Annotated in this window: 22 protein-coding genes; 12 read left to right on the top strand and 10 right to left on the bottom strand. The window is 60.9% G+C overall.

What is annotated here, in order from left to right; all coding sequences use genetic code 11:
- Positions 1 to 413: 413 nt before the first annotated feature.
- Together OZ428_RS19780 and OZ428_RS19775 are read left to right on the top strand one after the other, a co-directional pair.
- Positions 414 to 1343: a LysR family transcriptional regulator gene (locus OZ428_RS19780; protein ID WP_330911103.1), complete on the top strand. Its 930-nt coding sequence runs from the start codon at positions 414 to 416 to the stop codon at positions 1341 to 1343.
- Positions 1343 to 2761, top strand: a complete 1419-nt coding sequence (locus tag OZ428_RS19775) for a mechanosensitive ion channel family protein (RefSeq protein ID WP_269131009.1) — start codon at positions 1343 to 1345, stop codon at positions 2759 to 2761. Before OZ428_RS19780 ends, OZ428_RS19775 begins: the two co-directional genes overlap by 1 nt.
- A 214-nt stretch (positions 2762 to 2975) precedes the next feature.
- Here OZ428_RS19775 and OZ428_RS19770 read toward each other — a convergent pair whose 3' ends face one another.
- Both OZ428_RS19770 and OZ428_RS19765 read right to left on the bottom strand, forming a co-directional pair.
- Positions 2976 to 3971 carry a GlxA family transcriptional regulator gene (locus OZ428_RS19770; RefSeq protein ID WP_269131008.1) on the bottom strand — a complete coding sequence of 332 codons (996 nt, stop codon included), beginning with the start codon at positions 3969 to 3971 and terminating at the stop codon, positions 2976 to 2978.
- A 72-nt stretch (positions 3972 to 4043) separates the two neighbouring features.
- Positions 4044 to 4988 (bottom strand): aliphatic sulfonate ABC transporter substrate-binding protein, encoded by a 945-nt coding sequence (locus OZ428_RS19765; protein ID WP_269131007.1) that lies wholly within the window; start codon positions 4986 to 4988, stop codon positions 4044 to 4046.
- A 245-nt stretch (positions 4989 to 5233) separates the two neighbouring features.
- On the opposite strand from OZ428_RS19765, the gene OZ428_RS19760 reads away from it, so the two are divergent.
- From OZ428_RS19760 to OZ428_RS19740, 5 genes are all read left to right on the top strand, one after another.
- On the top strand, positions 5234 to 6172 hold the full coding sequence (locus tag OZ428_RS19760; RefSeq protein WP_269131006.1) for an aliphatic sulfonate ABC transporter substrate-binding protein: 939 nt from the start codon (positions 5234 to 5236) through the stop codon (positions 6170 to 6172).
- On the top strand, positions 6169 to 7494 hold the full coding sequence (locus tag OZ428_RS19755) for an LLM class flavin-dependent oxidoreductase (RefSeq protein WP_269131005.1): 1326 nt from the start codon (positions 6169 to 6171) through the stop codon (positions 7492 to 7494). The genes OZ428_RS19760 and OZ428_RS19755 overlap by 4 nt, the downstream gene beginning before the upstream one ends.
- Before the next feature lie 260 nt (positions 7495 to 7754).
- The gene (locus tag OZ428_RS19750) at positions 7755 to 8813 is read left to right on the top strand and encodes an ABC transporter substrate-binding protein (protein ID WP_269131004.1); all 1059 of its coding nucleotides are present in this window, start codon (positions 7755 to 7757) and stop codon (positions 8811 to 8813) included.
- On the top strand, positions 8800 to 9789 hold the full coding sequence (locus OZ428_RS19745) for an ABC transporter permease (protein WP_269131003.1): 990 nt from the start codon (positions 8800 to 8802) through the stop codon (positions 9787 to 9789). The genes OZ428_RS19750 and OZ428_RS19745 overlap by 14 nt, the downstream gene beginning before the upstream one ends.
- Positions 9783 to 10571 (top strand): ABC transporter ATP-binding protein, encoded by a 789-nt coding sequence (locus OZ428_RS19740; protein WP_177112818.1) that lies wholly within the window; start codon positions 9783 to 9785, stop codon positions 10569 to 10571. Before OZ428_RS19745 ends, OZ428_RS19740 begins: the two co-directional genes overlap by 7 nt.
- Before the next feature lie 9 nt (positions 10572 to 10580).
- On the opposite strand, the gene OZ428_RS19735 is transcribed toward OZ428_RS19740, so the two are convergent.
- Complete coding sequence (locus OZ428_RS19735; RefSeq protein WP_269131002.1) at positions 10581 to 11423, bottom strand: AraC family transcriptional regulator; 843 nt, start codon at positions 11421 to 11423, stop codon at positions 10581 to 10583.
- 108 nt (positions 11424 to 11531) lie between these two features.
- Between OZ428_RS19735 and OZ428_RS19730 the strand changes: the two genes are divergently transcribed.
- The 4 genes from OZ428_RS19730 (at position 11532) to OZ428_RS19715 (ending at position 14191) form a co-directional block, all read left to right on the top strand.
- Entirely contained in the window at positions 11532 to 11942 is a 411-nt protein-coding gene (locus tag OZ428_RS19730; RefSeq protein ID WP_038846960.1) for a hypothetical protein, read from the top strand.
- Between the two features lie 157 nt (positions 11943 to 12099).
- A complete protein-coding gene (gene glsB, locus OZ428_RS19725) occupies positions 12100 to 13008 on the top strand; it encodes a glutaminase B (RefSeq protein WP_269134204.1) in 909 nt (302 codons plus the stop codon).
- A 152-nt stretch (positions 13009 to 13160) separates the two neighbouring features.
- Entirely contained in the window at positions 13161 to 13451 is a 291-nt protein-coding gene (locus OZ428_RS19720; protein WP_269131001.1) for a hypothetical protein, read from the top strand.
- Positions 13452 to 13537: 86 nt separating this feature from the next.
- A complete protein-coding gene (locus tag OZ428_RS19715; RefSeq protein WP_269131000.1) occupies positions 13538 to 14191 on the top strand; it encodes a zeta toxin family protein in 654 nt (217 codons plus the stop codon).
- 39 nt (positions 14192 to 14230) lie between these two features.
- Here OZ428_RS19715 and OZ428_RS19710 read toward each other — a convergent pair whose 3' ends face one another.
- From OZ428_RS19710 to OZ428_RS19685, 6 genes are all read right to left on the bottom strand, one after another.
- Positions 14231 to 14515, bottom strand: a complete 285-nt coding sequence (locus tag OZ428_RS19710; RefSeq protein WP_269134203.1) for a signal peptidase II — start codon at positions 14513 to 14515, stop codon at positions 14231 to 14233.
- A 148-nt stretch (positions 14516 to 14663) separates the two neighbouring features.
- Positions 14664 to 15449: a methanethiol S-methyltransferase gene (gene mddA / locus OZ428_RS19705; protein ID WP_269130999.1), complete on the bottom strand. Its 786-nt coding sequence runs from the start codon at positions 15447 to 15449 to the stop codon at positions 14664 to 14666.
- Positions 15450 to 15582: 133 nt separating this feature from the next.
- Complete coding sequence (locus OZ428_RS19700) at positions 15583 to 16851, bottom strand: NAD(P)/FAD-dependent oxidoreductase (protein WP_269130998.1); 1269 nt, start codon at positions 16849 to 16851, stop codon at positions 15583 to 15585.
- A complete protein-coding gene (locus OZ428_RS19695; RefSeq protein WP_269130997.1) occupies positions 16848 to 17600 on the bottom strand; it encodes an amino acid ABC transporter ATP-binding protein in 753 nt (250 codons plus the stop codon). The genes OZ428_RS19700 and OZ428_RS19695 overlap by 4 nt, the downstream gene beginning before the upstream one ends.
- Positions 17597 to 18265, bottom strand: coding sequence for an amino acid ABC transporter permease (locus tag OZ428_RS19690; RefSeq protein WP_034106261.1), 669 nt, complete (start codon positions 18263 to 18265; stop codon positions 17597 to 17599). The genes OZ428_RS19695 and OZ428_RS19690 overlap by 4 nt, the downstream gene beginning before the upstream one ends.
- The gene (locus OZ428_RS19685; protein WP_269130996.1) at positions 18262 to 19044 is read right to left on the bottom strand and encodes an ABC transporter substrate-binding protein; all 783 of its coding nucleotides are present in this window, start codon (positions 19042 to 19044) and stop codon (positions 18262 to 18264) included. The genes OZ428_RS19690 and OZ428_RS19685 overlap by 4 nt, the downstream gene beginning before the upstream one ends.
- Positions 19045 to 19259: 215 nt before the next feature.
- On the opposite strand from OZ428_RS19685, the gene OZ428_RS19680 reads away from it, so the two are divergent.
- On the top strand, positions 19260 to 20039 hold the full coding sequence (locus tag OZ428_RS19680) for an IclR family transcriptional regulator (RefSeq protein WP_269130995.1): 780 nt from the start codon (positions 19260 to 19262) through the stop codon (positions 20037 to 20039).
- A gap of 135 nt (positions 20040 to 20174) precedes the next feature.
- Here OZ428_RS19680 and OZ428_RS19675 read toward each other — a convergent pair whose 3' ends face one another.
- Positions 20175 to 20414, bottom strand: a complete 240-nt coding sequence (locus tag OZ428_RS19675; protein ID WP_269130994.1) for a DUF6124 family protein — start codon at positions 20412 to 20414, stop codon at positions 20175 to 20177.
- Between the last annotated feature and the right edge of the window lie 534 nt (positions 20415 to 20948).

The following is a 20948-nucleotide window of genomic DNA, read 5'->3' as shown; positions in this document are numbered from 1 at the left end:
CGGGCACTCCATTGGTGTTATCGAGGGTGGAGCAGGGGTCACTCACTTTAAAAGCATCCGTTCTCACCGAGTAGGACACAAAACCCTGAAATCCTGCCAAGCCCTCTCTGTTGCAAGCAGCGCGGTCCTTGTGGTGAGCGAGCTTGCTCGCGCTGGGGCGCGAAGCGGCCCCAAAACCAGGCCCTAGGGTTTATCTGGAAAAATGCGGTGGTCTTACTGGGGCCGCTTCGCAGCCCAGCGCGAGCAAGCTCGCTCACTACAAAAAGCCCACTCACCACAGGGAGTGTTTTCCATCCAAAGCCCTATACGCAGGTATGACCACCTTGACCCCAGGTAGGAGAGACGCCCGGCCCGCGCCGCCATAACCTGAGGCCTCTCACTCCTCTCCAAGGCCCTGCGGCCGGGTGGCTAACATGATGAACAGAAATGACCTGCGTCGTGCTGACATCAATCTGCTGGTGGTGTTCGAGTCGATGATGCATGAGCGCAATGTCAGCCGGGTCGGCGAGAAATTGTTTCTCGGCCAGCCGACTATCAGCAGTGCCCTCGGCCGCTTGCGGTTGATGTTCGATGACCCGCTGTTCATTCGCGCTGGGCGGCTGATGCAACCCACGTCCCGTGCCGAGGAAATCTTCAGCAACCTCGGCCCGGCGCTGGACAGCATCGCGGCGGCGCTGAGTCGCTGCCAGGCGTTCAACCCGGCGACCAGCGAGGCCACTTTTCATATCGGCCTGTCCGACGACGTGGAATACGCCTTGCTGCCCAGCCTGCTGCGGCGCCTGCGCATCGAGGCACCCAACATGACCCTGGTGGTGCGCCGCGCCGATCACTGGCAGATGTCGCAACTGCTCACCAGTGGAGAGATCTCCCTGGGTATCAGCCACACCCTGGAACTGCCGGCCAATGCACGCCGCAAAAGCCTGCGGCCGATGCGCCCGATGCTGCTGCGCGCCGATCACCGGCCAGGGGACGTGGGACTGGACGAGTTCTGCCAACGGCCCCACGCGGTGGTGTCGTCCATGGGCAATGTGATCGATGACTCCGACCGTGCCCTGGGCCTGATCGGGCGCCAGCGCAAAGTGGTGCTCACCGTGCCGCAGTTCAGCGCGTTGCCGGTGCTGCTGGCCGACAGCGACATGCTCGCCATCGTGCCCGACTATGTGGCTCGCGCCATGGCCGGAGTGGGTGGCCTTCGTGCGCAGTGTGCGCCGCTGGATTTGCCTGAGCAGGAGTTGGCGCTGGTGTGGCGCGGCACCACCCATAACGATCCGGGGGAGCGCTGGTTGCGGGCGCGCTGCAGTGTGTTCCTGGGCGAACCGGTGGTGCTCGCGGTGGCCAGTTGATGAACCTCTACACCCATCCCTTGCTGCTCGGCGGCGTGCTGATCCTGCTGGACTTGGTATTGTGGCAAGGCCTTGGCCCGGCGCGGCGTACCTTGCGCAGCGGGTTGCGCGTGCTGGTGTTCGCGCTGTTTTGCTGGGTCATGGTGGCGGCCGGCATCAGCCCCTTGCAGCCACCGCCTTGGCCGGAAGACGCGGTGCTCAACCTGATGGCGACCGTGCTGGGCATCGGCTGGTGGTTGTTCGCCGCACGCACCCTGACCGTGATCCTCGGCCACGGCCTCACCACTCGTGTGGGGCAGAGCGCGCGCTTGCTGCATGACGTGCTGGGGGCGGTGATCTTCCTGGTCGCCATCGTCGGCGCAGCGGCCTATGTGCTGCAACTGCCGGTCAAGGGCCTGTTGGCGACCTCGGGCGCCATGGCGATCATCCTCGGCCTGGCGCTGCAAAGCACGTTGAGCGACGTGTTCAGCGGCATCGTGATCAACACCACCAAGCCCTATCAGATCGATGATTGGGTCAGCATCGATGGGGTTGAGGGCAAGGTGCTGGACATCGATTGGCGTTCTACTCATTTGCAGACGGAAGCGGGCAGCACCGCTGTGGTGCCCAATTCCCTGGCGGCCAAGGCCAAGATCCTCAACCACAGCCGGCCGGGCGGGGCGCATGGCGTCAGCGTCAGCCTGGCGGTGCCCAGCGGCATCGCGCCTCGCCTGGCACTGGAGGCCTTGGAAAAAGCCTTGCAGGGGACGCACGCCTTGCTGCCGGGGCCCAAAGTCTCGATCAAGAGCTCGCAACTGGAATTCAACGAATACGAACTCAAGGGCTTCGTCGCCTCACGCTCGGCGCGCAGCGGCGTGCGTAACTTGATGTTTGACCTGGCCCATCGACACCTTGAAGCGGCTGGACTGACCTGGGGTGAAGGCTCCAACACCAAGGCTTGGAGCCGCCAGCGGCAATTGCTGGAGGAAGTCCGGGTGATGCGTGCCCTCAGCCTTGAGGAGCGTGACCGCCTGGCCGAGGCCATGACCCCCGTGGACTTCCAGGCCAATCAGGTGCTGTTGGCCTTCGATGAAGTCGCCGATAGCCTGATGATCATCGCCACGGGCGTGGTGTCGGTAGCCATCCATGATGGTGACCGCGTGGTCGAAGCCGGTCGCATGGGCCCCGGCGAAGTGATGGGTGAGGAGGGCATCTTGGCGGACGGGCGTTCCCGTGGGCAATTTCGCAGCCTCACCAGCGGGCGGTTGTTCCGCATCGAAAAATCACTGCTGGGCGCGCAGTTGCAGCACAGCAGTGATTTGTTGATGGCATTGGATCGGTTGCAGCATCAGCGCGAAGACCTTCGCGAGGCGGTGGTGCTGAAGAAACCTGCGCCGGTCAAGAAAACTGGTTTGCTGCGGTGGCTCCAAAAACACTGATCCACTTGTGGTGAGCGAGCTTGTTGTGGTGACCTTTTTTGGGGGTGAGCGGGCTTCTTGTGGTGAGCGGGCTTGCCCCGCGCTGGGGCGCGAAGCGGCCCTAAAACCAGCCGCCTCGGTTTATCTGGAAAATGCGGTGATCTTATTGGGGCTGCTTCGCAGCCCAGCGCGGGGCAAGCCCGCTCACTACAACAATTCAGATCCCCTCAACAACCTAGCGGGAAAACCGCTCCCGATACTCCCGTGGAGAAATCGTCAGGTGACGGTGAAAGGTATACCGCATGCGCTCCTCATCGCCGAACCCACACAGCCGGGCGATCTGGTCGATATTGCGGTCCGAGTCTTCCAGCAGCCGGCGTGCCGCTTCCATGCGGAACAACTCGATGGCCTTGGCCGGTGTGCGCCCGGTGCGTTGCTTGTAGACCCGCGCAAAGTTGCGCGGGCTCATCTGCGCCTGGTGCGCCAGACGCTCCACGGACAGGTCCGAGTCCTGCAAGTTGTCGGCAACCCACAGGTGCAGTTCATCGAAACCCGCGCTGTCATCGGTCTGTGCCTGCAACAGTTGGCTGAACTGCGCCTGCCCGCCGGGGCGTTTGAGAAACACCACCAGCTCGCGGGCCACCTGCAACGCCACATCGCGGCCGCAGTCGATTTCGACCAGGGCCAATGCCAGGTCGATCCCGGCCGTCACGCCGGCCGAGGTCCATACATTGCCCTGCTGGATAAAGATCGCGTCCATGTCCACCACGATGGCCGGGAAGCCGTGCTTGAGCATGTCGCACATGGCCCAGTGGGTGGCGGCGCGGCGGCCGTCGAGCAAACCGGCCATGGCCAGCAGGAAGGTGCCGCTGCACACCGAGGCGGTGCGCCCGGCGCTGGCCGAGGCGATGCGCAGCCATTCGACCAGTTCTGTATTGGCCGCCATCGCCTGTTGAATGGCCGGCGCGCCGGGTACGATCAGGGTGTCGATGGGCGTGTCAGCCAATTGCCCGAGTGCCACCGTGTCTACGCTCAAACCTTCGGCGGTCTGCATCAAGCCTCCAGCCAGGCTGGCGGTGTGCATCACGTAACCCGGCAAGCCGCGTTCGGCCATGGCCTTGGTGGCGGCCCAGAACACGGTCTGGGCACCGGTCAGGTCGAGCAGGCCCATTTGCGGATAGGCCAGGAACACCAGGGTACGCGGCTGAACGAGTGGAGCGATCGGTGACATGGGGGCGGTATCCTGGAGACGGGGAGCAAGGCTCAGCCGTTGTACCACTTACCGCACTCCTTGCTCACCCCCTCAAGGCTTCCAGGTCTGCACATCCTTGGCATCCACTGCCTTGGGCAGCAGTCCTGCCTTGAAGAACGCATCGGCGATTTTCTGCTGCTCGCCCAGTTGGTCGAGCGTTACCGGTTGCACTTGGTAGCTGCGGTGCGCATTGGCCGCTTCAACGGTAGCCACATCCAGGTTGCCCCACAGCGGGCCGAGTATCTTGGCCGCATCCTGCGGGTTGGTTTTCACCCACTGGCCGGCTTTTTCCAACTGCTCATACACCACCTTCAACACCTCAGGATGCGCCTTGGCGTAAGGCGTGCCGGTCAGGTAGTAACGCTTGTAACTGGCCAAGCCGGCGCCGTCGGCCAGGGTCCGTGTCGGCAGTTGGCGCTGCACGCTGGTGAGGAAAGGTTCCCAGGTGACCCAGGCGTCCACCTTGTTGTTCTCGAACGCCGCCCGACCATCAGCGGGGGTCAGGTATGCCGGCGTAATATCCGAAAACTCCAGGCCCGCCTCGGCCAATGCCGCGATCAGCAAATAGTGGGTGCCCGCCGCCTTGGTCACGGCGATTTTCTTGCCTTTGAGGTCCGCCAGTTGCTGGATCGGCGAGTCCTTGCGCACCACGATGGCCTGGGCTGAAGGCGAGGGTGCTTCCTGGGCGAAGTAGGTGAGTTTGGCCTGGGCGGCCTGGGCGAAGATCGGCACGGTGTCGGCCACGTCGGCACTGATGTCGACGTTGCCCACGTTGAGCGCTTCGAGCAGCGGTAGGCCGCTGGGGAACTCATGCCAGCTCACATCGATATTGTCGGCCTTGAGGGCTTTTTCCAGGGTGCCCTGGGTTTTCAGCAGGGTGATCAGGGTCGAGGATTTCTGGTAGCCGATGCGCACGGTTTCCTGGGCGTCGGCGCTCACGGCGACAGAAAAGGCCAACAACCCGAGTACCGCGGCGAGGGGACGACGTATGGACATGGCGAGCTCGATCTTCAACGAAATAGTGTCGAGCTTAGAGTTCTAAAAACCATTCGTTAAATACTCTTTCGATCTTAGCTTAGGGCGCTTTTCCCTGGATCCGACGAATTGGGCATAACCATAGAATTATAAGATTCTTTCATCATTTCTCGTCGTTAATATAATCGAATGAGTTTTTCTGCCAGGCCTTACGCGGTTTTTTGGCATATGCAGCTCCTTCTATTTCTCTCACGCCAAGGCCTTCCATGACGTTCAAGAAACTTATCGTTGCCGCCAGTCTGCTGTTCGCCGCGGCGGCGGCCCAAGCCGAGCAAACCCTGGACATCAGCTACCAGCGTTCGTCCACCTTGTGGATCCTGCTCAAGCAAAATGGCCAGTTGGAACAGCGCCTCAAACCGCTGGGTTTCACCGTGAACTGGCATGAATTCAGCACCGGTTTGCTCAGTTCCTTGAACGCCGGCAGCGTCGACCTCCATGCCGATGTAGCCGATGCCTTTGCCCTGTTCACCCAGGCCGCCGACGCGCCGTTGACCTACTACGCCCAGGAAAACTCCTCGCCCGGTGCCCAGGCGATCATCGTGCAGGACACATCGTCGATCCACAGCATCGCCGACCTCAAGGGCAAGACCGTCGCCGTTTCCAAGGGCTCGGGCAGCAACTATTTGCTGATCTCGGCCCTGAAAAAAGCCGGCCTGACCCTGGCCGATATCACCCCCCGTTACCTGGAAGCGCCGGACGGTGGCGCCGCCTTCGCCAATGGCAGCGTGGACGCGTGGGTGATCTGGGACCCGTTCCTCGCCACCCAGCAACTGGACCACCACGTGCGGGTGATTGCCGACGGCAAGGACGGCCTGGCCGACTACAACCGCTTCTACCTGGCTACGACGAAATTCGCCAAGGCTCATCCGGACGTGTTGCAGGTGACCTTCGACACCCTGCGCGAGACCGGCCAATGGGTGAAGGCCCACCCCAAGGAAGCTGCCGAAATCCTCGGCCCGCTGTGGGGCAACATCGCCCTGGCCACGGTAGAGCGCGCCAATAGCCGCCGCAGCTACGACATCATCCCGGTCAAGCTGGAAAACCTCGCCGAGCAACAGCGCATTGCCGACACCTACTACGCCGCCAAGCTGATTCCCAAGCCGTTGAAGGTCAGCGCAATCACTGTGTGGACGCCAAAACCATGAGCCGTCAGATCCATTTATCCGCGTTCCTGTTGAGTGGGCCGGTGGTGCACAGCCACGCGGTGTGGCGTCACCCGGAAACGCTGGGCAATTACCTCGACCCCGAGTACTACGCACGGGTGGCCAAGGTGGTGGAGGAGGGGCTGTTCGACTTCCTGTTCTTCGCCGATCGTCTGGCCGTGGGCGACCAGATGGGCGGTTCCCGCGAGTTCGCCCTGCGCTACGGCGCCCAGGACGCCACGCGGCTAGACCCGTTGCCGATCCTCTCTTACCTGGTCGGCAAGACCTCCAAGCTGGGGCTCGGTGCGACCCGTTCCACCACCTATTACGAACCGGCGCACATTGCCCGTGAATTCGCCACCCTCGACCATCTGTCCAAGGGCCGTGCGGCGTGGAATATCGTCACCTCGATGAACGACAGCGAAGGGCGCCTGTTCGGCAAGGACAAGCACCTGGAACACGACCTGCGCTATGACCGCGCCGATGAGTTTGTCGAAGTCGCGCTCAAACTCTGGAACAGCTGGGGCAAGGACGCATTGAAGCTGGATCGCGAAAGTGGCGTGCTGGCGGACCCCGCGTTGATCCGTTCGGTGCAGCACCAGGGCGAGTGGTTCCGGGTTGAAGGCCCGCTGAATATTCCACGTACGCCCCAGGGCCGACCGGTGCTGATCCAGGCCGGTTCGTCCGGGCGTGGTCGGCGCTTCGGTGCGCGGTGGGCCGAGGCGATTTTCACCATTCACCCGCATTTGGCGGCGATGCGTGCGTTTCGCGATGACGTGCGTGCGCAGGTGGTGCAGCAAGGCCGTGAGGCTGACAGCTGCAAGGTGCTGACGGCGGTGATGCCGTTCATTGGGGGCAACGAGGCCGAAGCCCGGGCCAAGCGCGATAAACACAACGCTTTGGCGCGGCCTGAGTTGGGGCTGGTGACATTGGCTTCACAGTTGAATGTCGACCTGTCGCCATTCCCGCTTTCGGCGACGCTGGCCGAGATCGCCCAGTCGCCGCTGATTCACCCGGCCGCCGCCGAAAAGCTGTTGATGCAAGGCCCGGACACCACCCTGGAACAACTCGGGCGCATCTTCGCCAGCAGCGTGCGCGTGCCGCAGTTGGTGGGCACGGGGGCGCAGGTGGCCGATCAATTGGCCGAGCTGTTTGAGCAGGGTGGATGCGATGGGTTTGTGATTTCACCGGGGTACCTGCCGGGCTCGTTCACCGAGTTTGTCGAGAGCGTGATTCCGCATTTGCAGCGCAAGGGATTGTTTCGCACGGCGTATGAAGGGGCGACGTTGCGTGAGCACCTAGGCCTTGCCGATCTCAACCACTGACGTTGTCGCAGGCGGACTTCTGTGGTGAGTGGGGCTTGTTGTGGCGAGCGGGCTTGCCCCGCGTTGGGGCGCTAAGCGGCCCCAAAACCAGGCGCCAAGTTTCATCTGATAAAACGCGGTGAGGCTGAAAGGGGCCGCTTCGCAGCCCAACGCGGGGCAAGCCCGCTCGCCACAACAAGCCTGCTCACCACAACAAGTCCGCTCACCAGAAAACCGACTCTCCAAGGCATTAAGTACATTCAATTAAAGGGATATTTCGCATGGCTGATTTCGATCATTTAACCCGCCGCCGCCTGCTCGGCCTGGCCGGTATCACCCTGGCCAGCCTGTCGCTGCCACGCCTGGGTTTCGCCGCTGACGAACACGCTGGCCACAACACTTCACAGGAACCCGCCGGCACCGGTGAGTTCATCCGCCTCGACGCGCCACGCAAGCTGAAACTGGCAGTCAACCTCAACGCCGTATGCCTGGCTCCGGTGGTGATCGCCCACGGCCAGGGCTTTTTTACCAAGCACAATCTGGACGTGGAGTTGGTCAACTTCGGCAACTCCACCGAGGTGCTGCTGGAGGCCATCGCCACCGGTAAAGCCGACGCGGGCGTGGGCATGGCGCTGCGTTGGCTCAAGGCCCTGGAGCAGGGCTTTGATGTGAAACTCACGGCGGGCACCCACGGTGGCTGCCTGCGTTTACTCAGTGCGGCGAATGGCGGCGTGACCAAGCTGGAAGACCTTAAAGGCAAGGCCATCGGCGTGACCGACATGGCCAGCCCGGACCGCAATTTCTTCTCGATCCTGCTGAAAAAACACGGCGTGGACCCGGTGCGCGACGTGGAGTGGCGCCTGTACCCGGCCGACCTGCTCGGCACGGCCCTGGAGCGCGGCGAAGTGCAGGCGGTGAGTGGCAGTGACCCGTTCATGTATCGCCTGATCAAATCCGGCGTGGCCCGTGAACTGTCCACCAACCTGGTGGAGGAATACGCCAACCTCAGCTGCTGCGTGGTCGGCGTCACCGGCAAACTGGTGCGCGAAGACAAACGTGTGGTCGCGGCGCTGACCCAAGCGATTCTGGAGGCCCACGATTATTCCGTGCAGCACCCCGAAGAAGTCGCCAAAGGCTTCCAGGCTCATGCGCTGAATACTTCGGTGGAGGAAGTGCAGGCGATCCTCCATGACCATACCCACGGCCACCACGCGGTGGGTGCGGCGCTGACCCAGGAAATCCTCACCTACGTGACCGACTTGAAAACCGTCGAAGTGATCAGCAAGAGCACCGACCCGGTGGAGTTTGCCAAGGAGATCACCGCCGATGTCTTCAGCTGATGCAACAACTCTGGCGCCAGCCCTGGCCTACAAAATCGGGTGGCAGGATGTGGCAGTGGTCGGGGCCTGGCTGGCTGTCGCGTTGCTGATCAGCTACTGGCCCAACGCGACGCGCAACTGGCCAATGACCCAGGGCCTGGCCAATCTGTGTGTGGGCATCGCGGCGCTGTTCATCGTATTGAGCCTGCTGGGGCGCAAGCTATCGAAGCTGGGCCTGCGTCTGCGCAACGCGGGTCCCTGGCTGATTGCCTTGCCGGTGCTGCTGGGTATCTGGGAATTGCTCACCGCCAAATTGGCGTTGTTGCCGGTGCCGTTTTTTGCGCCGCCCCAGGCCTTACTGGCGGTGTATATCGAAGACTACGCACGCCTGGCCGACAGCCTGTTGCACTCGGCGTTGCTGCTGGGTTCGGGCGTGGCGCTGGGGGCGATCACTGGTTTCATTGCGGGGGTGGCGATCGGGTGGTCCACGCGCATCGGCTACTGGCTGCACCCGGTACTGCGCATCCTCGGCCCGGTGCCGTCGACGGCGTTGTTGCCGCTGTGCTTTTTCCTGTTTCCGAGCAGTTGGAGCGCCAGCGTATTCCTGATCGCCCTAGCCACTTGGTTTCCGGTCACGGTGCTCACCTGGTCGGGCGTGGCGAGCGTGGACAAAGCTTATTACGATGTGGCCCGTACCCTCGGCGCCAAGCAAGGTTTCCTGATTTTCAAGGTGGCGATTCCCGCTGCCTTGCCGCATGTATTTGTCGGCTTGTTCATGGGCCTGGGCGCGTCGTTTTCGACCTTGGTGGTGGCGGAGATGATGGGCGTCAAATCCGGCATCGGCTGGTACCTGCAATGGGCCCAGGGCTGGGCCGCCTACGCGAATATGTACGCCGCCTTGCTGATCATGGCACTCGCCTGTTCGGGGTTGATCACCGGGTTGTTCCTGGTGCGTGACCGGTTATTGGCCTGGCAGAAAGGATCGATGAAATGGTAGCCCTGGCACACGCTGTATCGGCGTCGGAAGGTTTGGCGTTGCGCATAGAAAACCTCAGCCATGGCTTTGCCCTGGACGGCCAGCATCTGCCGGTGCTGGAGCGGGTTTCGCTGGACGTGGCACCCGGCGAGTTCGTGGCCTTGCTCGGGCCTTCGGGGTGCGGCAAGTCGACCTTGCTGCGCCTGGTGGCCGGCTTGGAACCCGCGGACTCCGGCCGCTTGCTGGCCGACGGTGCCGCCATCACCGGCCCGGACCCGAGCCGTGTGGTGGTGTTCCAGGACCCGACGCTTTACCCATGGCGCCGGGTGTGGGACAACGTCGCCGTCGGCCTGGAAGCCCAGGGCCTGCTCAAGAGCCATTCGGCCAAGGTCGATGAAGCTTTGGAGAAAGTCGGCCTTAGCCAGTTCGCGCGCGCGTATCCACGGCAGTTGTCCGGTGGCATGGCGCAACGGGTCGCCTTGGCTCGCGCACTGGTCAATCAACCACGCCTGCTGATCCTGGATGAGCCTTTAGGCAAGCTCGACTCACTGACCCGCATCACCATGCAAAAAGAGCTGATCGACCTGTGGCAACGCCAAGGCTACACGGCGCTGCTGGTGACCCATGATGTGGAAGAAGCCTTGCTGCTGGCCAACCGGGTGATCGTGTTCAGCGACCGTCCGGCGAAAATCCAGGCGCAGTTGACCATCGAACGGCCGTATCCTCGGCATCGGGATGATCCATATCTGGTGGACTTGCGGCGGCAGATCCTGGGTTTGCTGGGGCTGGGCGAAAACTGGTAACCCGCCGGCTTAGTTGAGCGCAATCGCCGCCGGCGCAAGGGCGTTCAAGGCCCCGGCACGGTCTGCCAGGTAACGCGCTGGCGGCTGGCCCATGGTCTTGCGGAACATGGTGATAAAGCCGCTGGCGTTCTCATAGCCCAAGTCCAGCGCCACACGTTGCACACTCTCACCTTTGGCCAGCCGTTGCAGTGACAAGATCACATGCAACTGCCGGCGCCAGCGGCCAAAACTCAGCCCCAGTTCTTCCAGCAACAGGCGGGTCATGCTGCGCTCGCTCATGCCGATGCGCACGGCCCATTGACCGAGCGTGGCCTTGTCCGCCGGTTCGGCCAGCAGGCTATCGGCCAGTCGGCGCAACCGTGGGTCCTGAGGCATCGGCAAGTGCAAGGCTTCGACAGGTGCAGCGGCCAACTCATCCAGCAAGGTGTTGATCAAGCGGCCCTGGGCGCCGCTTTCGTCGTAGAGCAGCGGGAAACTCACGGCCTTGCTGATCAGCTCGTGCAACAGCCCTGACACGGCCAGAGTGCAGCATTGCGGGGGCAGGGCGCAGGCGGCGTCGGGGTCGATCAACAGGCAATAGACTTCCGCTTCGCCAGCCCCGCGTGCCGCGTGGGACATTCCGCCGGGAATCCACAGTGCGCATTGCGGTGGCACGATCCAGATGCCCGCCTCAATCTCGCAATGGATGACCCCGCGCAGGGTGTACAGCAACTGGCCCTTGCGATGGGCGTGTTGCGCATGCTCCCAGGTGTCCGACGTGCTGGTGGCGCCCACGGCTACCACCGTACGCGGGAACAGGTCGGCATCCTTGACCATCGAGCGGTCATGCATTTGAAGGCGATGGTGTTTCATAGGGGGTCGCAGGTTGGCTGAATTGCGAAACAGTCTGGCTATTCTGTGCAATGCCGTCCAGTGGGTGGATCGATAAAGTGAGAGCCATTCTCAACAAGGAGCTCTGCCATGCGACTCGACAGCACAACATTCCCCGTGGTGAAAATCGTTTTCGACGCGCCCAACGAGGGCGGGCCGGAAGATGCCTTCCTGGTCTTCGAAAACCTGCTGGCCCGCCAGCAACCCTTCCTGCTGCTGCATGAAAAATCCGTGGACGAAAACAATCACGAACACTCCCACGAAGAGCGCAAGCAAGCCTCGATCTGGATGAAGAAAAACAAACAGGCGCTGCGCACCTACGTCCGAGGCATGATCCAGGTGGAACCCAGCGCTGCACAGCGCCTGGCGCTCAAGCCGTTTGCCGTGATGTTCGGCAAGGCCTGGGGCTATCCGCTGTTGGTGGTGGAATCCAAGGACCAGGCCTGGGCGCTGGCGCGGGATGTGCTGGATGAACGGGTGTCGGATGTGGCGCACTTTTGAACGCCCGCACGGTCGTGCTGTGACGAGGAAGTTCCCGCTCGCCACAGGGGGGGAGGGGGAGGCTGCACGTTCTGTAGTACGCCACCTGACCTGGGTGTTTCAGGTATCCTCCGCGCCTCGTTTTCCACCGATTCAAAGACAAATGACCGGACAAGACATGCAGGCGATGCTCTCCTCGATCCTCGACGAAGTGCGCCCCCTGATCGGCCTTGGCAAAGTTGCCGACTACATCCCCGCGCTGGCCGACGTGCCGGCCAACCAACTGGGCATCGCCGTTTACGGCAACGATGGCACGGCCTATTGCGCCGGCGACGCCGACACCTTGTTTTCGGTGCAGAGCATTTCCAAGGTGTTCAGCCTGGTGCAAGCCATCGACCACGGCGGTGAAACCATCTGGGAGCGCCTGGGGCATGAGCCTTCCGGACAGCCGTTCAACTCCATGGTGCAGCTGGAATTCGAGCGCGGCCGCCCGCGTAATCCGTTCATCAATGCCGGTGCGCTGGTGATCTGCGACATCAACCAGTCGCGCTTTGCCGTGCCGATCTTGTCGATGCGCGACTTTGTGCGGCGCCTGTCGGGTAACACGCAAATCTTGGTCAATAGCATCGTCGCCGAGTCCGAAGCGCAACACGGTGCGCGTAACGCGGCCATGGCCTATCTGATGAAATCGTTCGGCAACTTCCACAATGACGTGGATGCGGTGCTGCACAGCTACTTCAACTACTGCGCGTTGCAGATGAGCTGCCTGGATCTGGCCCGCGCGTTCAGTTTCCTCGCCAACGAAGGCATAAGCGCCCACAGCGGCGAGCAGATCTTGACGGCGCGCCAGACCAAGCAGGTCAACTCGATCATGGCCACCAGCGGGTTGTATGACGAGGCGGGCAATTTTGCCTATCGCGTCGGGTTGCCCGGCAAGAGCGGGGTAGGGGGCGGGATTGTTGCAGTGGTGCCGGGGCAGTTCACGGTGTGCGTGTGGTCGCCGGAGTTGAACGCGGCGGGGAATTCGCTGGCGGGGATGAAGGCGTTGGAGTTGTTGAGTGAGCGGATTGGGTGGTCGGTGTTTTGAGAGATCGAATGGGAAGAGCGTAAACACCGGGTCGCACGGTGGGAGTGAGGACACGGGACACACATTGAGGTAAAGTCGGGTCTGCGTTCGACGCTTGAGGTGATCTATGCTAACCGCCATTGATCCGCCCCCGTCCTGAGCCGGAGACCAGCATGTCACGTAAAAAAGTTAAGCCACAGATCACCGAAGCGCAGATTCTTGCTCAAGAATCGAGTATTCCTTCTATTGCAGCCAAGGCATTCAGAGATGCCTACGAGGTTGCCCTTTCCAAGGGCGAATCTGTGCTTGTGGTCCGTGCCGGGCAACTGGTGAAAGTCTCAAATACAGAAACGCTGGTTATCCGACCCGTGGAAACCTATGGCACTCTCAAGGCGGGCACCCGCTTGAAAACCAGGAAGTCTCTCTTGGATCGACGGTCCACCCAGGCGCAGATTCAAGCTTGAGTACCACCCCCAGGGTCCGGATGTTCGCCGGACCGAACGGGAGTGGAAAGAGCACGTTCAACTCGAAAGTTCCGGCTCATTTGTTGGTGAACTACATCAACCCTGATGCAATTGAGTTGAGCATCCGCGAAACGGGAGTGTTTGAACTCGCTGCGTTTGGCCTTGATCAACATGCCAGCCGGGCACTTCTGTTCTTACGCGGTCATACGCTACTTTTAAATTCTCCCGATTCTCTCGCCAAGCTGGAAGGGTTAGTCGTGGACGGCGATCAAATCGCTTTTCCCTCAAGGCAGGTGGACTCCTATATAGCCTCTGCATTGTCTGACTTTATTCGAGTTTCTTTGATTGAAGAACGGGTGAGTTTTACCTTTGAAACCGTCATGTCAGATAGCAGCAAGATAGAGTTGCTGCGGCAGGCGAAAGCAGCGGGGTATCGGGTATACGTCTACTACGTTGCTACTGCAGATGCTGATATCAACGTTGCGCGGGTTGCGTACAGGGCATCCATCGGGGGGCATGATGTTCCCGCCGACAAAATTCGCTCTCGTTACAAGCGCTCGCTGGAGAATCTCTCCGAGGCTGTTTTGCTTTCAAACAGAGCTTATATCTTTGATAACTCGCAAGACGGTGAGCCTAGTTTCGCTCAGCTGGCGGAAATCACCGAAGGTGAGGATATCGATATCGTTTCGGACACGCAGCCCGCTTGGTTTCAGCAATACGTGATCGATAAGTTGACGTAGAAGGTGAGACGCCTTCTTTTACATAACATGCTCATACAACTATGCCTTTCGCGGTTGTACCAACAAGTCGATCATTAAATAGATTGCACCAGCTGTAATTGCGATATCAGCAATATTGAACACGCCAGTGTGCGTCGGCCCAACATTCAGCACCATGTAGTCAACCGCATGCCCGTCGCGAAACACGCGGTCGATCAGGTTGGCGATACCGCCCAACGCAATCGCATACAGCGGCAAGACTTTACGCAGCGGTTGGTTCCAATTGGAAAGCGACCACCCCAACGCCCAAGCCACCACGACCGCCACCCCCACGATAAAGATCAGCTGTTTGACCTGCGACGGTAGCGCCGCGCCCAGGCTCAGTCACTTCCTGTTCCGGGTCGATCGATAAGGCGTCCGAAGATAGCTCAGGCGCCTTATATCGTCTACGTTGATTCGGCAAGCTCTCTCGCCACCGGGGGCTCAGGGGCGATCAAGTGTCTGTGCTCCGCCCCTTGGACCGTTTCTTCGGCACCGGCAAAATCATGCTGGTCTCTCCCTGATACTGCCGATATCTATCACCAAACAACACCACCAGGTCCTTCTCTTCAAAGTAGGCACCGATAAAGAGATAGACCGTCAGGCCCATCGAAAACAGTAAATGCCCGACCGTCATGTCAGGCGTAGCCCAGAAGGCAATCAAGAACCCCAGGTACAGCGGGTGGCGAACGATCTTGTACAGCAGCGGCGTTCTGAATATCGGCGTGTGCGGTGCCGTGTCGCGCCAACGATCAAAGGCTTGCTTGAGGCCGAACAGTTCGAAGTGGCTGATCAACAACGTTGCCAGCAAGACGATGCCCCAGCCCAGCCAGAACAACCCAGCCAACAAGGCCCTTGCCCAGGCGGCGTCAACGCTCCACACCGTGTGCGGCATAGGTTGCCAAAGCCAAAACATCAACATGAGTACCCAACTGCTGATCAACACATAGGTGGAGCGTTCAACCGCCGGAGGAATGAACGCGGCCAGCCTGTTCTTGAAGTTTTTACGCGCCATGATGCTGTGTTGCATGCCGAACAGGATGACCAGCAAACCGTTGATCAATGTTGCCAATGACCAATGGATGAAGGGGCCATCGTTGATGGCTTTTGGCACACTGACGCCACCCAGAAAACCTATCAGGTATAAAAAGGTGGCCAGGAAAACCAAGTAGCAGACCAGGCTGTATGCCAGCCCGGCCAGCCGCGCCGGGAGGCTGCTCGGGTTATTTTGCGGGTTCATGGACGATTCCTTTCGCGCATGGTGAATAGGTAGGCCAGTCGAAGTGTCAACTCGACTGGCTAAAGCTAGCAGCCATTGCGTGATCGGCAACCTGTAAAAAATGACAGTGGTATAGATTGTTTGGCGATGGATCTCAGCTGATATTGAGTCGATCCAACAAGCTATACCACGCCACCCCCGCCCCAATGTAAAACCGCTGCAACCCATGCATCGGCAAGCGCTGCAACGCCGTCACCGGGTAGGCAAACTCTGCCTTGCGGTCACACAACCGCTCCGCCAGTTGCTGCCCCAGGCTGGTACACAGCGCAATCCCCCGACCATTACAACCCAGCGCCAACGTGAGGCCTGGCGCAGGTTCGTGGACATGGGGCATGAAGTCCCGCGTGATCGCTATACGCCCAGCCCAGCGGTATTCGAATTCCAATTGCCCCAACTGCGGAAACAGCAGCGCCAACGAACGCTCCAGGTGAGCAAAGTCCGTGGGCGAGGTGGGGTCGTTGAACAGCCCGCGTCCGCCCATTAACAAGCGGCCATGGCTGTCTTTGCGAAAGTACAGCAGCAGTCTTTGTGCGGTGGAAACGGTTTCCTGGCCCGGCAAAATGCTTTCGGCCGCACGCCCCGTCAGAGGCTTGGTGGCGACGATAAAACTGTTCGCCGCCAAGATGCTTTGCGCCATGCCCGGCCACAGGTTGCCGCTGTAGCCGTTGGTGGCGAGCACCACTTGGTCAGCGGTCACCTGCGCACCGGAGGCGGTCTGCAATTGCCAGCCGAACCCCTGACGCTGCAACCCCGTCACCGCACTCTGCCCATGAATCCTTACACCCGCCGCCAACGCTGCGCCCACCAACCCACGGGCATACGCCAACGGCTGAATCGCGCCGGCGCGGCCGTCCAGCCAACCACCGGCAAACGCGTCACTGCCCATCCGCGAAGCCACCGCCGCTGCATCCAACCGCTGCACCGGCACACCCCGCCGGGCCCACTGATCTGCTCGCGCATGCAATCCGGCGACGCCTTTTCCGGTGTACGACACCTGCATCCAACCCTTGCGTACCGGGGCGCAATCGATGCCGTGTTTTTCGATCAGCTTGAACACCAGGTCCGCCGAGTTCGACACGGTTGAGATCAACGGCTCGGCGCGTTCCGGTCCATACATCTGCACCAGTTGTTCCGGGTCATATTTGAGGGTGGGGTTGACCTGCCCACCGTTGCGCCCGGACGCCCCCCAACCCGGCTCATTGGCTTCCAACACGCAGACGCTCACGCCGCGCTCGGCCAAATGCAGCGCCGTGGACAAGCCGGTATAGCCCGCACCGACAATCGCCACATCGACCTTCACCGATTCACTCAACGCAGGCGTCGGCACCACCGACGGTGCGGTCGCGGACCACAATGATTTCATGACAGGCTCCGCGTATCGCCAGTGGGATGCAGCACACGGCGCAGGAAGTCCTGGGTGCGTGGATGCTGCGGATTGCCCAGCACCTGCTCCGCCGCGCCGCTTTCGACGATGTAGCCGCCATGCAGGAAGCACACGCGGTCGGCCACTTCGCGGGCAAAGCCCATTTCATGGGTCACCACGATCATGGTCATGCCCTCATCCGCCAGGGTGCGCATCACCGCCAGCACATCACCGACCAGCTCCGGGTCGAGGGCCGAGGTGGGTTCGTCGAACAACATCGCTTCGGGTTTCATCGCCAGGGCGCGGGAGATGGCTACGCGTTGTTGCTGGCCACCGGAGAGTTGCTCCGGGTAGGCGTCGGCCTTGGCACTCAAGCCGACCTTTTCCAGCAACACCAAGGCTTCTTCGCGGGCTTGTTGCGCAGGTTCGCCTTTGACATACACCGGGCCTTCCATGACATTTTCCAGCACGGTGCGATGGGGGAACAGGTTGAAGCGCTGGAACACCATGCCCATGCGGCTGCGCAGGGCGTGCACGGTCTTGCTGCCGCGTTGTACGGTTTGGCCGAACACGGTGATGACGCCGCCGTCATAAGCTTCCAGCGCATTGATGCAGCGCAGCAAGGTGGACTTGCCTGAACCCGAAGGGCCGATCAGGCACACCACTTCGCCCTTGGCCACGTCCAGGTCGACGCCGTGCAGCACGCGGTGGCTGCCGTAATGTTTTTGCAGTTGGCGAATTTCGATCATGCTTTTTTCCTCCGGCCCAGGTGCTGTTCCATACGACGCAGGCCATACACCAGCGGCAGGCTCATCAGCAGGTAGAGCAGGGCGACCAGGGTGTAGACGGTCATGTTCTGGAAGGTGGACGAGGCGATGAGTTGGCCCTGGCGGGTCATCTCGGCCACGGTAATAGTCGATACCAGCGACGAGTCCTTGAGCATCATCACCAGGGTGTTGCCGTAGGGCGGCAGGGCGATGCGAAACGCTTGCGGTAGGATCACCCGGCGCATCATCAGTGCCGAGCGCATGCCCAAGGCTTCGGCGGCCTCGCGCTGGCCCTGTTCGACGGCAATGATGCCGGTGCGGAAGTTCTCGGCCTGGTACGCCGAGTAGGCGATGCCCATGCCGATCACGCCCGCGTAGAACGCGGTGAGGTGCACGCCCATGTCCGGCAGCACAAAGTAGATGTAGAACAGCTGCACAATGATCGGCAGGCCACGGATCACGTTGATGATGGTGCTGGCCGTCCACGACAGCGCGCGGATCGGCGACAGCTTGAGCAGCGCCAGCACCAGGCCGATCGCGCTGCTGAGCAGGAACGACAGCACCGTGATCTGGATCGTCACCCAGGCACCTTGCAGCAGGATCGGCAAAAAGTCCTGGGCGTTTTGCAGGAACTCGGCCGGGTTCATGGGCGCACCTGGGTATCAAGCCCCCACTTCTTGAGGATGCTGTCCAGGGTGCCGTCGGCCTTGATGCTGGCGATGGCGGTGTTCAGGCGCTCCAGGGTTTGCGCGTCACCCTTGCGCACCACCAGGCACACTTCGCCGACATGGGTGGGCTTGTAGTCCGGGGCGAGTTTCACGCCTTTGAACAGCTTCTGGCGGATCTGGTAGGCCACCACCGGCTGGTCGCCCACGGCGGCCTTGATGCGGCCCAGGGACAGGTCGCGGACCATCTCGCCGATGGAGTCGTAGGTGCGGATTTCCTTGAAGATGCCGAGCTTGTTCAGTTGGTCATAGAAGACGGTGCCGGCCTGTACGCCGACCACCTGGTCCTTGAGTGGCATGAGGTCGGGGTAGGCGGTGTTGTCATCGGCATTGACGATCAGGCCCTCACCGTAGGCATATACCGGCGCGCTGAAGTCGACCACCTTGGTGCGCTCTTCGGTCTTGAGCATGCCGGCGGAAATGAAGTCCAACTTGCCCGAGGTGAGCGACGGAATCAGCGCGGCAAAGTTGGTCTGTTCGATCTGGCTGGTGAACCCGCCAGCCTTGCCCACGGCCTCAGCCACATCCACCATCACGCCCTGGATGCTGTTGCTCTTGATGTCAAGAAAGGTAAACGGCGAGCCACTGGCCGTTGCACCGACTTTGTACGAGGCCGCACTGTCTGCGTGCGCGGCGCTGACACAAACGGTGGCGCACAGACCGAAGGCAAGGCGGCGAAACAAGGGCGAAAGACTGTTCATCGGGTTACTCCAGAAGGAAAACGGATCGTCAGTACCGCAAGCGGTTATTGATGAAATCGCAAGCTCTGTGCCATTTCGATTGATAAGAATCGGTATACGCTATTAAAAATCGACAAAATGAACTCTTCGTATCGATATGCGATATTTAATGGTCTATTTTTGTGATTTGAGGTAGAAATAACGCCACGCCTGATCGACCTGACCGCGAGTCCGCCATGTCCGAAGAACGCAACAGTCTGCACAACCAATCCCTGGAAAAAGGCCTGTCGGTGCTCAAGGCATTCAGCGCACAGCGCCGCAGCATGAGCCTTGCAGAGGTGGCCGAGGCTGCTGGCATGACCAAAAGCTCGGCCCAGCGCATGGTGTTTACCCTGGAAAGCCTGGGTTACCTTCGGAAACACTCCCGCACACGGCATTACCAACTCACACCCCGGGTGCTGGAGTTGGGTTTCAGTTACCTGGATGCGCATTCGTTGATCGAGGTGGCCAACCCGTTTCTGTCGGAACTGACGCGGTTGACCGGCGAAACGTCATGCCTCACCGAGCCCGCGGGCTACGACATGACCTATATCGCGCGGTTCGTCAGCTCAGGGTTCGTGCCGGTGCATATGCCGATCGGTTCGCGGGTGCCGATGTATTGCACGGCGTCGGGGCGCGCGTATTTGAGCGCGTTGCCGCAGGAGGAGGCGTTGGTGTTGATCGAGAACAGCCAGCGCATTGCCCACACCAGCCAGACGCTGACTGACATCGAGCAGATTCTGAAGTCGTTGCAACAGGTGCGCGAGCAGGGCTACGCGGTGAATGGCCAGGAGCTGTTCCTGGGCGACATGACCATTGGTGCGCCGGTGCTGGGTGCCAATGGCCGTCCGGTGGCCGCGGTGCATGTGGTGGCGCCGACCAGTCGGTGGAGCAGGGCGGATGCAGAGAAGCAGTTGGCGCCGGCGTTGTTGCAGTGTTCGCGGGCGTTGAGCAATTCGGCGCGGAACTTGGAATAACAGGCACTGATACTTACATGTGTGGCTTGCCTGCGATCACAGTGTGTCAGCCAACGCATTCGGTGCTGGAAGACCGCTATCGCAGGCAAGCCAGCCCCACAGTTGAGTTTCATTGGTTTCGAGAGTGATGTTCGGTCAGGCCGCCGGATGAGCCTGGTCCAACGCCTTGTCCACCAACAATTGCATACCTTCAAGCATGCGGCAGATACCCAGCGCTACGTTGCGTTGAGCGCCCTCGACTTCAAAGGCGAGGTGGGCGGCGATGTCGTTGAGGCAGGCCAGGTCTTGCGAGGCATTGGCCAGCAGGGTTTCGGTGCCCAGGTTGGGGTGGAGGGTGAAGGGGGTTGCGGGGGGATTTGGACTGTCTTTGATCATGGTGGCATTCCTAAGATTAGTGGAGCTGCCAGCGTTCGCGGTCAAACGAAGAGGGTGGCAGCTGTACGCGGGTTGACCGACCGGCAATCAAAGGAAATCCGGCATACCCGAAGGTATCCCGCGTACAGCCGCCGCGACACGATACCTCAGGCATAAAAAAAACGCCTGAAATAGGTTTTGGCGCAACAGTACTTTAATTAATCGGACGGTCAAATCCGGTCACTGAATGGGCAGCGACGGCGAGGAGGTTAGCCAGCGAAGTTCCTAGAGACAACCTGAAAGCCTTGTGGGAAATCTCTGAACACAGCAATGAGCCATGTGGAAGGGGGCTTGCTTTGATGCCAGCCAGTTAAGGAAACGACAGGCAGCCACATTCTTGTGGTGAGCGGGCTTGCCCCGCGCTGGGCTGCGAAGCGGCCCCAAAGCCAGGCAACTGTGGGCTTCCTGGAAGAACGCGTCGGCCGAGTTAGGGCTGCTTCGCAGCCCAGCGCGGGGCAAGCCCGCTCACCACAGAGGTTGTATTGCGCTTAACTG

It is taken from the genome of Pseudomonas sp. GXZC (assembly GCF_026967615.1).
GTDB classification, from domain to species: domain Bacteria; phylum Pseudomonadota; class Gammaproteobacteria; order Pseudomonadales; family Pseudomonadaceae; genus Aquipseudomonas; species Aquipseudomonas azotoformans_A.
This window is presented reverse-complemented; position numbering and strand designations above follow the sequence as displayed.

What these genes read in the sequence shown, in the direction of transcription:
- OZ428_RS19780 (WP_330911103.1), top strand. Translation starts at nt 414, where the DNA reads ATGATGAACAGAAATGACCTGCGTCGTGCTGACATCAATCTGCTGGTG.
- OZ428_RS19775 (WP_269131009.1), top strand. Translation starts at nt 1,343, where the DNA reads ATGAACCTCTACACCCATCCCTTGCTGCTCGGCGGCGTGCTGATCCTG.
- OZ428_RS19770 (WP_269131008.1), bottom strand. Translation starts at nt 3,971, where the DNA reads ATGTCACCGATCGCTCCACTCGTTCAGCCGCGTACCCTGGTGTTCCTG.
- OZ428_RS19765 (WP_269131007.1), bottom strand. Translation starts at nt 4,988, where the DNA reads ATGTCCATACGTCGTCCCCTCGCCGCGGTACTCGGGTTGTTGGCCTTT.
- OZ428_RS19760 (WP_269131006.1), top strand. Translation starts at nt 5,234, where the DNA reads ATGACGTTCAAGAAACTTATCGTTGCCGCCAGTCTGCTGTTCGCCGCG.
- OZ428_RS19755 (WP_269131005.1), top strand. Translation starts at nt 6,169, where the DNA reads ATGAGCCGTCAGATCCATTTATCCGCGTTCCTGTTGAGTGGGCCGGTG.
- OZ428_RS19750 (WP_269131004.1), top strand. Translation starts at nt 7,755, where the DNA reads ATGGCTGATTTCGATCATTTAACCCGCCGCCGCCTGCTCGGCCTGGCC.
- OZ428_RS19745 (WP_269131003.1), top strand. Translation starts at nt 8,800, where the DNA reads ATGTCTTCAGCTGATGCAACAACTCTGGCGCCAGCCCTGGCCTACAAA.
- OZ428_RS19740 (WP_177112818.1), top strand. Translation starts at nt 9,783, where the DNA reads ATGGTAGCCCTGGCACACGCTGTATCGGCGTCGGAAGGTTTGGCGTTG.
- OZ428_RS19735 (WP_269131002.1), bottom strand. Translation starts at nt 11,423, where the DNA reads ATGAAACACCATCGCCTTCAAATGCATGACCGCTCGATGGTCAAGGAT.
- OZ428_RS19730 (WP_038846960.1), top strand. Translation starts at nt 11,532, where the DNA reads ATGCGACTCGACAGCACAACATTCCCCGTGGTGAAAATCGTTTTCGAC.
- glsB (WP_269134204.1), top strand. Translation starts at nt 12,100, where the DNA reads ATGCAGGCGATGCTCTCCTCGATCCTCGACGAAGTGCGCCCCCTGATC.
- OZ428_RS19720 (WP_269131001.1), top strand. Translation starts at nt 13,161, where the DNA reads ATGTCACGTAAAAAAGTTAAGCCACAGATCACCGAAGCGCAGATTCTT.
- mddA (WP_269130999.1), bottom strand. Translation starts at nt 15,449, where the DNA reads ATGAACCCGCAAAATAACCCGAGCAGCCTCCCGGCGCGGCTGGCCGGG.
- OZ428_RS19700 (WP_269130998.1), bottom strand. Translation starts at nt 16,851, where the DNA reads ATGAAATCATTGTGGTCCGCGACCGCACCGTCGGTGGTGCCGACGCCT.
- OZ428_RS19695 (WP_269130997.1), bottom strand. Translation starts at nt 17,600, where the DNA reads ATGATCGAAATTCGCCAACTGCAAAAACATTACGGCAGCCACCGCGTG.
- OZ428_RS19690 (WP_034106261.1), bottom strand. Translation starts at nt 18,265, where the DNA reads ATGAACCCGGCCGAGTTCCTGCAAAACGCCCAGGACTTTTTGCCGATC.
- OZ428_RS19685 (WP_269130996.1), bottom strand. Translation starts at nt 19,044, where the DNA reads ATGAACAGTCTTTCGCCCTTGTTTCGCCGCCTTGCCTTCGGTCTGTGC.
- OZ428_RS19680 (WP_269130995.1), top strand. Translation starts at nt 19,260, where the DNA reads ATGTCCGAAGAACGCAACAGTCTGCACAACCAATCCCTGGAAAAAGGC.
- OZ428_RS19675 (WP_269130994.1), bottom strand. Translation starts at nt 20,414, where the DNA reads ATGATCAAAGACAGTCCAAATCCCCCCGCAACCCCCTTCACCCTCCAC.